Source organism: Sphingopyxis macrogoltabida (assembly GCF_001314325.1).
GTDB lineage: Bacteria > Pseudomonadota > Alphaproteobacteria > Sphingomonadales > Sphingomonadaceae > Sphingopyxis > Sphingopyxis macrogoltabida.
Window position 1 is genome coordinate 4,010,999 of sequence record NZ_CP009429.1, and the last position, 12,654, is coordinate 4,023,652.

The 12,654-nt window shown below is 66.2% G+C and carries 11 protein-coding genes; 1 reads left to right on the top strand and 10 read right to left on the bottom strand.

The genetic code is table 11. The features are described 5' to 3' along the window. Window positions 1-129 precede the first annotated feature (129 nt). The 7 genes from ligA to LH19_RS19475 all read right to left on the bottom strand — a co-directional run bounded on the left by ligA (window position 130) and on the right by LH19_RS19475 (window position 7,015). Window positions 130-2,274: an NAD-dependent DNA ligase LigA gene (gene ligA / locus LH19_RS19445; protein ID WP_054731452.1), complete on the bottom strand. Its 2,145-nt coding sequence runs from the start codon at window positions 2,272-2,274 to the stop codon at window positions 130-132. After that, on the bottom strand, window positions 2,271-2,666 hold the full coding sequence (locus tag LH19_RS19450; protein ID WP_082395917.1) for a putative quinol monooxygenase: 396 nt from the start codon (window positions 2,664-2,666) through the stop codon (window positions 2,271-2,273). Before LH19_RS19450 ends, ligA begins: the two co-directional genes overlap by 4 nt. Then, window positions 2,666-3,349 (bottom strand): GNAT family N-acetyltransferase, encoded by a 684-nt coding sequence (locus tag LH19_RS19455; RefSeq protein WP_054731455.1) that lies wholly within the window; start codon window positions 3,347-3,349, stop codon window positions 2,666-2,668. The genes LH19_RS19450 and LH19_RS19455 overlap by 1 nt, the downstream gene beginning before the upstream one ends. Continuing rightward, the gene (locus tag LH19_RS19460; protein ID WP_054731456.1) at window positions 3,346-3,711 is read right to left on the bottom strand and encodes a hypothetical protein; all 366 of its coding nucleotides are present in this window, start codon (window positions 3,709-3,711) and stop codon (window positions 3,346-3,348) included. The genes LH19_RS19455 and LH19_RS19460 overlap by 4 nt, the downstream gene beginning before the upstream one ends. Beyond that, complete coding sequence (gene recN / locus LH19_RS19465) at window positions 3,711-5,393, bottom strand: DNA repair protein RecN (RefSeq protein WP_054731458.1); 1,683 nt, start codon at window positions 5,391-5,393, stop codon at window positions 3,711-3,713. Before recN ends, LH19_RS19460 begins: the two co-directional genes overlap by 1 nt. 49 nt (window positions 5,394-5,442) lie before the next feature. Beyond that, a complete protein-coding gene (locus LH19_RS19470; RefSeq protein WP_054731460.1) occupies window positions 5,443-6,234 on the bottom strand; it encodes an outer membrane protein assembly factor BamD in 792 nt (263 codons plus the stop codon). A 61-nt stretch (window positions 6,235-6,295) separates the two neighbouring features. Continuing rightward, the gene (locus LH19_RS19475) at window positions 6,296-7,015 is read right to left on the bottom strand and encodes a peptidylprolyl isomerase (RefSeq protein WP_054731462.1); all 720 of its coding nucleotides are present in this window, start codon (window positions 7,013-7,015) and stop codon (window positions 6,296-6,298) included. A 102-nt stretch (window positions 7,016-7,117) separates the two neighbouring features. On the opposite strand from LH19_RS19475, the gene LH19_RS19480 reads away from it, so the two are divergent. After that, window positions 7,118-8,641 (top strand): M28 family peptidase, encoded by a 1,524-nt coding sequence (locus tag LH19_RS19480; RefSeq protein WP_082395921.1) that lies wholly within the window; start codon window positions 7,118-7,120, stop codon window positions 8,639-8,641. 278 nt (window positions 8,642-8,919) lie between these two features. Here the strand turns inward: LH19_RS19480 and pnp are convergent, their stop codons facing one another. The 3 genes from pnp to truB form a co-directional block, all read right to left on the bottom strand. Continuing rightward, on the bottom strand, window positions 8,920-11,238 hold the full coding sequence (gene pnp, locus LH19_RS19485) for a polyribonucleotide nucleotidyltransferase (RefSeq protein WP_054731464.1): 2,319 nt from the start codon (window positions 11,236-11,238) through the stop codon (window positions 8,920-8,922). Between the two features lie 192 nt (window positions 11,239-11,430). Further along, a complete protein-coding gene (gene rpsO, locus LH19_RS19490) occupies window positions 11,431-11,700 on the bottom strand; it encodes a 30S ribosomal protein S15 (protein WP_054733936.1) in 270 nt (89 codons plus the stop codon). Window positions 11,701-11,725: 25 nt separating this feature from the next. Beyond that, window positions 11,726-12,622, bottom strand: coding sequence for a tRNA pseudouridine(55) synthase TruB (gene truB, locus LH19_RS19495; protein ID WP_054731465.1), 897 nt, complete (start codon window positions 12,620-12,622; stop codon window positions 11,726-11,728). Window positions 12,623-12,654: the final 32 nt, after the last annotated feature.

Genomic DNA, 12,654 nt, shown 5'->3' on the forward strand with positions numbered 1-12,654 from the left:
GTCTGTGACGATGCGCACCGTTCAGTCTCAGCCTCTCATTCGTCATGCCGGGCTTGACCCGGCACCCGCCTTCACTCCTGCAAGAAAGGCGGGCCCCGGATCAAGTCCGGGGTGACGGGATAGTGTTACTTACCCAGCCGCCGCGACAATCTCCGCCCATTCGGCCTCGTCGATCACGCGGATGCCGAGCGCGCTCGCCTGCTTGAGCTTCGATCCCGCGCCGGGCCCCGCGACGACGAGGTCGGTCTTCGCGCTCACCGATCCCGCGGCCTTGGCGCCCAGCGCCTCGGCCTGCGCCTTTGCTTCGTCGCGGCTCATCGTTTCGAGTTTGCCGGTGAACACCACCGTCATTCCCGAAACTTCGCTTTCTCGCGTCTCCACCACATAAGGCGGCGGCGAGACTTCGGAGAGGAGATCGTCCCACAGGGCGCGATTATGCGGCTCGTGGAAGAAATCGCCCAGCGCTTCGGCGACCGCGGGCCCGATCCCGTCGGCGCGAACGTCGAGGATCGCCTTGATCGCCTCCATCTTGCGGGCGACGAACTTGCCGTCGGACTCGCCTTCGGCCTGCGGGTTTGCGTCGAGATAGGCCTGAATTTCAGCGGCTTTTCCGGGAAGAACGGCGATGTCGCCGAGCCCCTTGAGCAGGTCGCGCGCGGTCACCGCACCGATATGGCGGATACCGAGCCCGAACAGCAGCCGCGCCGCGTCGGGTTGCCGTTTCGCCTCGATCGCGGCGAAAAGATTGTCGACCGACTTTTCCTTCCACCCCTCGCGCCCGAGCAGGTCGGCGCGGTGGTTCCTGAGGCGGAAAATGTCCGCAGGCCCCTTGTCGAGCCAGCCAAGCTCGAGAAATTCGGCGATGCTCTTTTCGCCGAGCCCCTCAATATCGAGCGCGCCGCGGCTGACGAAATGGCGCAGGCGCTCGAACTTCTGCGCGCCGCAGATCAAGCCGCCCGTGCAACGGACGTCGACCTCGCCCTCTTCGGCGACCGCCTCGCTGCCGCAGACGGGGCAATGGTCGGGGAACATGTAAGGCGCGCGGTCCTCGTCGCGGGTCAGATTCTCGACCACCTGCGGGATGACGTCGCCGGCGCGCTGGACGACGACGCGGTCGCCGGGGCGTACCCCCAATCGGCCGATCTCGTCGCGGTTGTGGAGCGTGACGTTCGACACGACGACGCCGCCGACGGTCACGGGAACGAGCCGCCCGACCGGGGTCAGTTTCCCGGTGCGGCCGACCTGGATGTCGATGGCTTCGAGCGTCGTCTGCGCGCGTTCGGCAGGGAATTTATGCGCGATGGCCCAGCGCGGCGCCTTGGCCACGAAGCCGAGGCGTGCCTGCCAGTCGAGCCGGTCGACCTTGTAGACGACGCCGTCGATGTCATAGGGCAGTTCGGCGCGCTCAGCCTCGATCAGCGCATAATGGGCGAGCACATCCTCGACCGCCTCGAAGCGCCTCAGCAGCGGCGACACGGGCACGCCCCAGCTTTCGATCTGCTTCATCATCGCAAATTGCGTCGTCTCGGGAACGTCGCTTACCTCGCCCCAGCCGTGCGCGAGGAAACGCAGCGGGCGCGCGGCGGTGATGCCGGCGTCCTTCTGGCGCAGCGAGCCCGCGGCGGCATTGCGCGGATTGGCGAACTGGCGCGCTTTTTCGGGGTCGTCGGCCTCGGCGAGCAGCCGTGCGTTGAGCGCGGTGAAATCGGCCTTCGCCATGTAAACTTCGCCGCGGATCTCGAAGACATCGGGAACCGCGCCGGCAAGCTGTTGCGGGATGTCGGCGATGGTGCGGACGTTGGGCGTCACATCCTCGCCGACGCTGCCGTCGCCACGCGTCGCGGCCTGCACGAGCAGGCCCTTTTCGTAGCGTAGCGAACAGGACAGGCCGTCGATCTTGTCCTCGGCAGTCAGCGCGACGATGTCGCCCTCGCCGAGATTGAGGAAGCGCCGCACCCGCGCCGCGAACTCCTCGACATCCGCGCCGCTGAACGCATTGTCGAGGCTCATCATCCGCTGTGCGTGCGTCACTTTTGCCAGCGGCGAAGCCTCGACCGCGGCGCCGACCTGGTTGTTCGGGCTGTCGGCGCGGATCAGGTTCGGGAAGGCCGCTTCGAGCTCGTTGTTGCGGCGGACAAGCGCGTCATAGTCGGCATCCGAAATTTCGGGCGCGTCCTCGGCATGATAAAGCTTGCTGTGACGGGCGATGGTCTTCGCCAGCCGCATCAGTTCGTTGGCGGCATCGGCTTCGGTCAGCGATTCAATCTCGGTCATGCACGGGCTTTTGCCACCGGCTTGAACTCGGCGCGAGCACCAAATCCTGCAATCAGCGGGCGTCCCCTTTTGATTGCGTCCTGCACCGCCGGCAGCGCGAGCGACGCCGCATGAGCCTCCTGTGTCTCCCAGATTTCGACGATCCAGATCGCGTCGGGGTTCGTACTGTCCTCGCCGATCAGATAGCCCATGTTGCCGGGCATCGATCCCGTTCCTTCGGACAGGATTGCGATCAGCGCCGCGCGCTGCCCCGGATGCGCAATCATCTGGCCGATCAGGCCATATTCGGGAATCAGTTCTTCCATTTGCGCCTCCAGCGCCTTCAATTGTCCCGCCGGCAACAACATCGTCGCCATCGCCACCAGCGCCGCGATATGTTCGCGCCGGTTCATCACCGCGCGATCACCAGCACATGCACCTCGCGGCGGATGCGAAAGCCGAGCGATTCATAAAGCCCGATCGCCCCCGCATTGTCGGCGTAGCTGTGCAGAAAGGGTTGCTCGCCGCGCCGGACCATATCGCGCATGACATGGCCGATCAGCGCCCGCGCCAACCCGCGGCCGCGGCAATCCTCCCATGTCGATACGCCGCTGACCTCGGCCATGCCCGGCACGAGGATGCGCTGCCCCGCCATCGCGAGCAGGCGGCCCTCTTCGCGGATGCCGAAGAACGGACCGTAGCGGTGCGTCGCCGGGCCCCATGGACCGGGCTTGGCATGTTCAGCCAGCGCCGCCATTTCGGCAGCGTCGTCCTCGCCGAGCGGCAGAATATCGGGTTCGCCCGCGCGCGGTACCGGCGGCGCGCCTTCGGCGACCATCTGCGCGAGCACAGCGCGCTTCACCTCACGCATCCCGGGCGGCACGGACGCCGGCTCGCCCTCTACGACCCAGATTTCGCCCTCGTCGGGCACCAGCGCGGCAAGCGCCGCCTGCGCCTCGGCGCCCGTATCGGCCGCGACGCCGAAAACGCCGTAACCGCGATCGATGCGCAGCGCGCGATCATCGCCCTCGGCAAGATGCGCCTGCCGCCCGGTGAGCATGCTCCAGATCGGCCGGTCGAGGGGATGGGGAGTCATTTCCCGACGTCGCCCGGATAATATTCGCGCGTCACGACGATCTCCCCAACAATCGCGGCATTGAAATTACCGAGATCCTCGGCCGGAATCCAATATTCCTGATGCGCGCGGCCGCCTGCGGTTTCGACCCGATATCGATCGAGATAGGATTTGAGGACATCGAAGCGGGTAACGAAGCCGCTGCCACTTGCGCGTACGTTCCAGTCGCGTGCAATCTTGATCGCATACTCCTCGGTGGTAACCGGATAGAAGATGGGCTGTTCGGGCAGACGCGGCGGAAATGCGCGCATGCCGCTGTCGCGGATCAGCGCAAGCTCCCTTGGCCCGACCGGACGCCACAATGTGGTTGTTGGGTTATCCATCACACCGTCTCCAGCAACCGTTCGGCCTGCGCGCGCGCTTCGTCGGTGACTTCGGCGCCCGACAGCATGCGCGCGATTTCTTCGCGGCGGCCGGCGGCGTCAAGCGCGCGGACGCTGGTGCGGGTGACCGTCCCTTCGCTCGACTTGGCGATGATGAAATGCGCGGCGCCTTTCGCCGCGACCTGCGGGCTGTGGGTGACCGCGAGCAATTGCTTCCCCGCAGCGCTCCCAGTTCCCTTGGCCAGCCGCGCCAGCCGCTCGCCGATCGCGCTCGCCACCGCGCCGCCGACGCCGCGGTCGATTTCGTCGAAGATGATCGTGTCGGCGCCGCCCTCTTCGGCGAGGGCGACCTTGAGGGCGAGGATGAAGCGCGAGAGTTCGCCGCCCGACGCGATCTTGGCGAGCGGCGCAAAGGGCGCGCCGGGGTTGGTCGAGATGAGGAATTCGACGCGATCGATGCCGGCCTCGCCCCAGCGTTCGGCGGGCAGACGCTCGACGAGCGTCCGGAAACGCGCGGCGTCGAGCTTCAGCGGCAGCAGTTCGCCCGCCACCGCCGCGTCGAGCCGCGCCGCGGCTTTCGTGCGCAGGTCGGACAGTGCAGTCGCGGCATGGGTGTAGGCGGCGGCCGTCTCTGCCACCTCGGTTTCGAGCTTCGCGAGCCCGGCGCTGCCGCCCTCGATCGCATCGAGCCGCGCAGCGAGGTCGTCCGCCAGCGCCGCAAGATCGTCGGGCTGACACCCATGCTTGCGCGCCATCGCGCGCAGTTCGAACAGGCGCGTCTCGGTCGCTTCGAGCCGATCCGGGTCATATTCCATCGCGCGCGCCGCTTCGTGCAGCTTCGTCTCGGCCTCGTCGGCCTCGATGATCGCGCGGTCGAGCCCGGCGAGTGCCTCGGCGAGCAGCGGATGGTCGCCCGCGAGCCGGTCGAGCCGCCGCGCCGCACCGCGCAGCAGCGCCGGACCGCTTTCGCTGCCCTCGAAGGCTTCCATGATCGCGCCGAGATCGCCAGCCAGCCGTTCGCCCTTCTGCATCGCGGCGCGGGCTTCGGCGAGTTCGGCTTCCTCCCCCGGTTGCGGGCCGAGCGCCTGCAATTCGGTAACGCAATGCTCGAGCCATTCGCGATCGCGTTCGGCTTCGAGGATCGCGGCGCGCGCGGCGGCGAGTTTCGCTTCGGCGGCGCGCCACGCGGCATGCGCCGCCGCCACCGCCGCCGTATCGGCGCGCCCATAGGTATCGAGCAGGGCGCGGTGCCCCGCGGGCGCCAGCAGGCCGCGGTCGTCGTGCTGACCATGAATCTCGACCAGATGGGTGCCGATTTCGCGGAGCAGCGCCGCCGAACAGGGCTGATCGTTGAGGAAGGCGCGGCTGCCGCCGTCGGCCTTCAGTGTGCGGCGGATCAGCAAAGCTTCGCCCGCTTCCAGCGCGATTTCGTTCGCCGCGAGCAGCTCGGCAAGCGGGGTGCCCGGCGCGGGCGGCGCGAAACTTGCCGTCACCTGTGCCTGATTGCTGCCCTGCCGGACCAGCGCGCTGTCGGCGCGCATGCCGAGCGCGAGGCCGAGCGCGTCGAGCAGGATCGACTTGCCCGCTCCGGTCTCGCCGGTCAGCACGCCGAGCCCCGCCTCGAAATCGAGGTCGAGCCGCTCGATCAGCACGATATTGGCGATGGACAGGGCGGTCAGCACAATGCGCCCCTTACATTAGAACAAAGCGCGAATCCACGCCGACGCGAGTTCAGGCGCTGGGCGCGTGCTTCTGCATCAGCTTGTACGCGCGCTCGTACCATTTGCTGCCCGGATAATTGGCGCCGAGCACTGCGGCCGATTTCTTGGCTTCCGCCGGGATACCGAGCGCAAGGTAGGATTCGGTCAGGCGATAAAGCGCCTCGGGCGCGTGGCTGGTCGTCTGATATTTGTCGATGACCTCGCGGAAGCGGATCGACGCGGCAAGCCAGTTCGAGCTGCGCTGATAGAAACGGCCGATCTCCATTTCCTTGCCGGCAAGGTGATCCTGCACAAGGTCGACCTTCAACCGCGCGTCGGCAGCATAGCGGCTGTCGGGATAGCGGCGGATGACCTCGCCCAGCGCGTTCGACGCCTGCTGGGTAATCTTCTGGTCGCGGGTCACGTCGCTGATCTGCTCATAATAGCTGACGCCGATCAGATAATAGGCATAGGCCGCGTCCTTGTTGCCCGGATGGATGGCGAGAAAGCGCTGCGCGGATTCGATCGCCGGGGTATATTCGCGGTCCATATAATAGCTGAACGAGCTCATCAGCTGCGCCCGGCGCGCCCAGGGCGAATAGGGATGCTGGCGCTCGACTTCGTCGAACAGCGCGGCGGCAAGGCGGTACTGGCGCCGTTCGAGCCGGTCCTGCGCCGCGCGGTAAAGCGTGTTGACGTCGCGCGCGACATAGCGCGTGTCCTTCTTGACCCCGCCACCCCCGGCACAGGCCGCCAGGGGCGAAATCAACAGGGCGGCGGCGAGCAGGCGCGTCATGGCGCGCGAAGAGGGACGCTGAGTCATGCGGGCGGTATAGCCACAGCGCGCATGAACGCAAAATAAATGATCGCCTGTGGACGCAGCTTTACGGCGCCTTGACGACACAGCCTTTCGGAGCGTCCGCGGGCGCGGGAATCCGGCGGGCGGTCTTGATCGTCACCATCGGTTCGAGCATCTGGCCCTGCATCACGCCTTCGCCCGCGGTGGGCGAGACCGGAGCCGCAAAAATCTTTTCGGCGACGTCGGCGCCGCCGACCAGCTCGCCGAACACCGCAAAGCCCGCATTGTCGCCGCTCTGCGCCGGATCGGCGTCGAAACCCGGGATATCGCTCAAGAGCAGGAAGAAATCGGTCATCGCATCGCCGGGCGCGAGCCGTGCCATCACCAGCGCCCCCTTGCAATTGGTGAGGCCCGTGACGTTCGTCGGCTCGTGCGCGATGACGGGAAAATTCTTGCGCGCATCGCCGCGATTGCCCGCCTGGATGAGCTGGCTGGCGGGGCCCCAGCTGCGCGTCGAGCGATAGAATTTGAACCCGTCCATCCGCTTCGTATCGACATAGCGGAGGAAGTTGGCGGCGGTGACCGGCGCGCGCTTGTCCTCGAGCCGCACGGTGATCGTCCCGAGATCGGTCGCGAGCGCGACATAGGGCCGTGTGTCGGCCTCCACGACCCCGACGACAGGCGACGTAACGGGCGCGGGGACCGGCGGCGCAGGCGGCGGCAATTGGGTCGCCGAGGGTGGGACGGTCGGGGTGGTCGGACCTTGGGCGGCGAGCGCGAGCGCGGAGAGAATGATGGTCAGCATGGGCCAAGGCATAACCGCGCGGCCCGGCGGTGGCGACCCCTTTTGCTGTTTGTCAGCGCGGCTGCCTTCGTTAAGACACCCCGGTTGAACAAGGGGATTGGCATGCGTTTTCCATCGCTTCTGTGTGCGGCAAGCCTGACGGCGGCTTCCCTGGCAACGGCCGCGCTGGCATCACCGCCCGAAACGGCCGACGCCGACACCAAAGCCTGGTGGTCGATCACCGAGGAGTTGTCGAGCGACGCGATGGAAGGCCGCGACACCGGTTCGGCGGGTTATGACCGCGCTGCCGATGTCGTCGCGCGCGCCTTCGCGGCGGCCGGGCTCAAGCCCGCCGGTAACGACGGCGGCTGGTTCCAGCCGGTGGCCATGGACGAGATCGCGATCACCCGCGCCGCATTGCGCGTCGGCGGCCGTCCGTTGACCTTCCTGCACGATTATCGCTTCACCCCCACGGCGGCGATGCCTTTGCAGTTCACCGCCCCGCTCGCCTATCGCGGCTATTGCGATGCGTCGGTACTGGGCACGGTCGCAGGCAAGATCGTCATCTGCCATGCGACGCGGCGCGCCGGACTGCCCGGCGATGCCGATCGCGAAGCCGCGGTCAAGGCGGCGGGCGGCATCGGCATATTGAGCATCGCCGACCCCGGCTTCACCGTCGAGCCACCGCGCTGGCCCGCTGCTTACGCGCGGCAGGTCAAGCTCGCGGGGGCACCCGCCGATACCGACCGCTTCGTGCGGATCGTCGTCAACGCGGACGCGCTCGGCACGCTAACCGGCAAGAGCGGCGCCGAAGCCGCCGACCTGATCGCGCGGGGCAGCCGCGGCGAGCCGCTGCCGGCGTTCGACATCGCCGATCCGCTCGACGCGCGTTTCGAGACCAAGGCCCGGTGGATCAGCTCGTCGAACGTGCTGGGGCTGCTGCCCGGGACCGATCCCGCGCGCGCCGGCGAAGCGATCGTCCTGTCCGCCCATCTCGACGGTTATGGCTATGGCGAGCCGATCGACGGCGACAATCTCTATAACGGCACGCTCGACGATGCCGCCTATGTCGCGCTGTTGATCCGCCTCGCGCAGCAGCGGCAGGGCAAGGGTTATGCGCGCCCGGTGCTGTTCGCGGCCTTTGCGGGCGAAGAAAAGGGCCTGCTCGGCGGCGAATATTTCGTCGCGCATCCGACGCTCCCCAAGGCGGCGCTGGCAGGGAACATCAACCTCGACCAGCTCCGGCCGATCTTCCCGCTCGATCTGCTCACCGTCCATGCGCTGGACGACAACAGCCTCGGCGCCGATGCCCGGGATGTGGCGGCGGGGCTGGGCGTCGCGGTCCAGCGCGACCCCGAACCCGAACGCAATATGCTGAAGCGCTCCGAGCATTGGGCGTTCATCAAGGCGGGCATCCCGGCGACGGGCTTCGTCTTCGGATATCGCCCGGGCACGAAGAGCGAGGAAATATACCGGCACTGGTACAAGACCGGCTATCACACGCCGCAGGACGATCCGGATCAGCCGATCGACTGGCAGGCGGCGGGCGATTTCAACCGCTTCTTTTACGCGCTGGTCGACCGGGTCGCGAACAAGGATAGCGCGCCGGGATGGAATGCGGGGAGTCCGCTGGCGCCGAAGCCCTAGGAAATTTGCGGTCGGGGAGTGACAGGAAGGAATGGCTGCTTTCGGCCGGGAGTGGACGTAAGTCGTTTGGAATTCCTCAATTGTGTCATTCCCGCGAAAGCGGGAACCCAGGGCGGGTTTACACTACTCTGGGTCCCCGCTTTCGCGGGGATGACAAAAGTTGGAAACGTCCGCTTCCTACCCCAGCCGCCAACGATACCGAGCCTGCAAGTCCTGGACCGCCAACGAAAAAGGGGCCGCAAGCGCGGCCCCTTTCCCTTGTTCGATAGCCGAAGGACTTAGTCCTTCAGGAAATCGGGCACATGGCCCTGATCTTCCGGACCGTCGTTGCGCTCGCGGCGCGGACCACGATCGCCACGGTCGCCGCCGTCGCGGCGCGGACCGCGATCGCGGCCACCGCCGCCACGCGGACCACGGTCACCGCGGTCGCCGTCGCGGCGCGGACCACGATCGCCGCGCGGTTCGCGCGGTTCGCGGGCCGGACGGGTGTCTTCCAGCTCTTCGCCGGTTTCCTGATCGACGACGCGCATCGACAGGCGGACCTTGCCGCGCTGGTCGATCTCAAGCACCTTGACCTTGACTTCCTGGCCTTCGGCGAGGACGTCCGAGACCTTCTCGACGCGTTCGTTCTTGATTTCGCTGACGTGGACGAGACCGTCCTTGCCGCCCATGAAATTCACGAACGCACCGAAATCGACAAGGTTGACGACCTTGCCGTCATAGATCTTGCCGACTTCGGCTTCCTCGACGATCCCGCTGATCCACTTGCGGGCCGCCTCGATCTGGTCGAGGTCGCTCGACGAAATCTTGATCAGGCCTTCGTCGTCGATGTCGACCTTGGCGCCGGTGGTCGCGACGATCTCGCGGATCACCTTGCCGCCGGTGCCGATGACGTCGCGGATCTTCGACTTGTCGATCTGCATCGTCTCGATACGCGGCGCGTGCGCCGACAATTCGCTGCGGGTTTCGCCGAGCGCCTTGTTCATTTCACCGAGGATGTGCGCGCGGCCTTCCTTGGCCTGGTTCAGCGCGGCTTCGAAGATCTCGCGCGTGATACCCGCGATCTTGATGTCCATCTGCATCGTGGTGATGCCTTCGGACGTGCCGGCGACCTTGAAGTCCATGTCGCCGAGGTGATCCTCGTCGCCCAGGATGTCCGACAGGATCGCATAATCCTTGCCTTCGAGGATCAGGCCCATCGCGATGCCCGAGACGGGGCGCTTGATCGGCACGCCGGCGTCCATCATCGCAAGGCTGCCGCCGCAAACCGACGCCATCGACGACGAGCCGTTCGACTCGGTGATGTCGCTGGTGAGGCGGATCGTGTAGGGGAATTCGTCCTTCGTCGGCAGCACCGGGTGCAGCGCACGCCACGCCAGCTTGCCATGGCCGACTTCGCGGCGGCCCGGGGCGCCGAAGCGGCCGACTTCGCCGACCGAATAGGGCGGGAAGTTATAGTGCAGCATGAAGTTCTGGTACGACAGGCCATTGAGGCCATCGACCATCTGTTCGCTTTCCTTGGTGCCGAGCGTTGCCGTGGCAATCGTCTGCGTTTCACCGCGGGTGAACAGCGCCGAGCCGTGGGCGCGGGGCAGGAAGTGCGTTTCGGCGACGATCGGGCGAATCTGGGTCGTCGTGCGGCCGTCGATGCGCTTGCCGTCCTTGAGGATGGCGCCGCGAACGATCTCGGCTTCCAGCTTCTTGGTCAGTTTGATGCCGGCCATGACGTCCTGCGGGCTGAGGCCATCCTCGGTGAACTGCGCCTTCGCCTTCGCGCGTGCTTCGTTCAGCGCGTTCGAGCGCGCCGACTTGTCAGTGAGCTTGTAGGCGGCGGCGATGTCCTTGCCGATCAGCTTCTTGAGCTTGTCCTTGATCGCGGCATTGTCGTCGCCGGCGGCGACTTCCCACGGATCCTTGGCGGCCTGCTCGGCGAGCTTGACGATCGCTTTCACGACTTCCTTGCACGCGTCGTGCGCGAACAGGACGGCGCCGAGCATGACCTCTTCCGACAGCTCGTTTGCTTCGGATTCGACCATCATCACCGCATCGTAAGTCGCGGCGACGACCAGATCGAGGTCGCCTTCGGCAACCTGCGCGTCGGTCGGGTTCAGGATATATTCGCCGTCGACATAACCGACGCGCGCAGCGCCGATCGGGCCCATGAAGGGCACGCCCGAGATGGTGAGCGCGGCCGACGCCGCAACCATCGCGAGGATGTCGGGCTCGTTGTGGCCGTCATAGCTCAGCACCTGAGCGATGGCGTTGATTTCGTTATAGAAACCTTCGGGGAACAGCGGGCGGATCGGACGGTCGATCAGGCGGCTGACGAGCGTTTCCTTTTCGGTCGCGCCGCGTTCGCGCTTGAAGAAGCCGCCCGGGATGCGGCCGGCAGCCGAATATTTTTCCTGATAATGGACGGTGAGCGGGAAGAAGTCCTGCCCGTCCTTCACCGACTTCGCGGCGGTCACGGCGCACAAAACGACCGTTTCGCCCAGCGTCGCCATCACGGCGCCGTCGGCCTGGCGGGCAACCTTGCCCGTTTCGAGCGTCAGCGTTTCACCGCCCCACTCGATCGATACTTTTTTCACGTCAAACATGTGGTTTCCTTCGCCCGCCGGGCCCTATGCCGGGCGGGGCCTCTGATTCCGGGCAATCCGGCCCGGGGCGGTTCAGGGCATCGGTCTGCCCTATGGCGGTCCCGCCGGATGCGGGAGCGGCCCTGCGGTCCGGCGCGATTGCACGGGACCAATATGACAGCGGCCCCGGAAGTCCGGGGCCGCCAGAAATTCTTATTTGCGGAGACCCAGCTTCGCGATCAGTGCCTGATAGCGTGCCTCGTCCTTCTTCTTCAGATAGTCGAGGAGGCTGCGGCGCTTGTTGACCATCATCAGCAGGCCGCGGCGGCTGTGATTGTCCTTGTGGTTCGCCTTGAAATGGTCGGTCAGATTGTTGATGCGGTCGGTCAGGATCGCGACCTGCACTTCCGGCGAGCCGGTATCACCCTGTTTGCGGGCATTGTCGTTGATGACTTCGGTCTTGCGCTCGGCGGTAATCGACATATGCAAACTTCCTTCGAACATCGTGTCAAAGATTGAAGCCGCGGACGACCTTCAGCGTTCCCGCCAAAGCCTCGATCAGGGCAACGGGACGCATTTCGCTGTCCCTTCCCCAATAGAGCCCGTCGTCCGTGCTACCCCCGGTCCAGACGCGACCCTGACGGATCGCCCCTGCCGCTTCCGGGGAAAGGTTCAGAGCCGGGATGTCGACCAGCCCTACCTCGAGCGGCAGAAATATTTCTGATTGGGCGGCCCCTTGGCCGAAAGCGTTTAATTTGTCCAGCGAAATCGCCTGTTCGAGCGTGAAGGGCCCGGCTTTCGTGCGGCGCAGCATCGTGACGTGGCCGACGCTACCGACGGCATGGGCAATGTCGCGGGCGAGGCTGCGGATATAGGTGCCTTTGGAGACATGCGCGGTGAGGGTGATAGATTCAAGCCGCCCCTCTCCCGCATCGCCGCCCGCGCGCAGCGAATGGACAGTGACGGCCCGCGCCTTCATCTCGACCGCTTCGCCTTTGCGGGCGCGGTCATAGGCGCGCTCGCCGTCGATCTTGATCGCCGAATAGGCCGGCGGCACCTGCTCGATCGGCCCGGTGAAGCGCGGCAGCACCGCCTCCACGTCGGCCAAGGTCGGCCGGATGTCACTCGTCGCGACAACCTCGCCCTCGGCATCGAGTCCTGCGGTCTCGGTCCCGAATGCAATCGTGAAGTCGTAAATCTTGCTGGCGTCGAGCATCCGGCCGCAGAGCTTGGTTGCCTCGCCGAGCGCAATCGGCAGCACGCCCGAGGCGAGCGGGTCGAGCGTCCCGCCGTGACCGACCTTGACCTTGCCCAGCCCCGCCTCGCGGCACACGCGCTTGACCGCGCCCACCGCCTGCGTCGATCCGAGCCCCACCGGTTTGTCGAGAATGATCCAGCCGTTCATCGCAGCGCCGCTAGGGCGCCGAGGCGGAGCTT

Coding starts and splice junctions, on each gene's coding strand:
- ligA (WP_054731452.1), bottom strand. CDS start 2,274: ATGACCGAGATTGAATCGCTGACCGAAGCCGATGCCGCCAACGAACTG.
- LH19_RS19450 (WP_082395917.1), bottom strand. CDS start 2,666: ATGAACCGGCGCGAACATATCGCGGCGCTGGTGGCGATGGCGACGATG.
- LH19_RS19455 (WP_054731455.1), bottom strand. CDS start 3,349: ATGACTCCCCATCCCCTCGACCGGCCGATCTGGAGCATGCTCACCGGG.
- LH19_RS19460 (WP_054731456.1), bottom strand. CDS start 3,711: ATGGATAACCCAACAACCACATTGTGGCGTCCGGTCGGGCCAAGGGAG.
- LH19_RS19470 (WP_054731460.1), bottom strand. CDS start 6,234: ATGACTCAGCGTCCCTCTTCGCGCGCCATGACGCGCCTGCTCGCCGCC.
- LH19_RS19475 (WP_054731462.1), bottom strand. CDS start 7,015: ATGCTGACCATCATTCTCTCCGCGCTCGCGCTCGCCGCCCAAGGTCCG.
- LH19_RS19480 (WP_082395921.1), top strand. CDS start 7,118: ATGCGTTTTCCATCGCTTCTGTGTGCGGCAAGCCTGACGGCGGCTTCC.
- pnp (WP_054731464.1), bottom strand. CDS start 11,238: ATGTTTGACGTGAAAAAAGTATCGATCGAGTGGGGCGGTGAAACGCTG.
- rpsO (WP_054733936.1), bottom strand. CDS start 11,700: ATGTCGATTACCGCCGAGCGCAAGACCGAAGTCATCAACGACAATGCC.
- truB (WP_054731465.1), bottom strand. CDS start 12,622: ATGAACGGCTGGATCATTCTCGACAAACCGGTGGGGCTCGGATCGACG.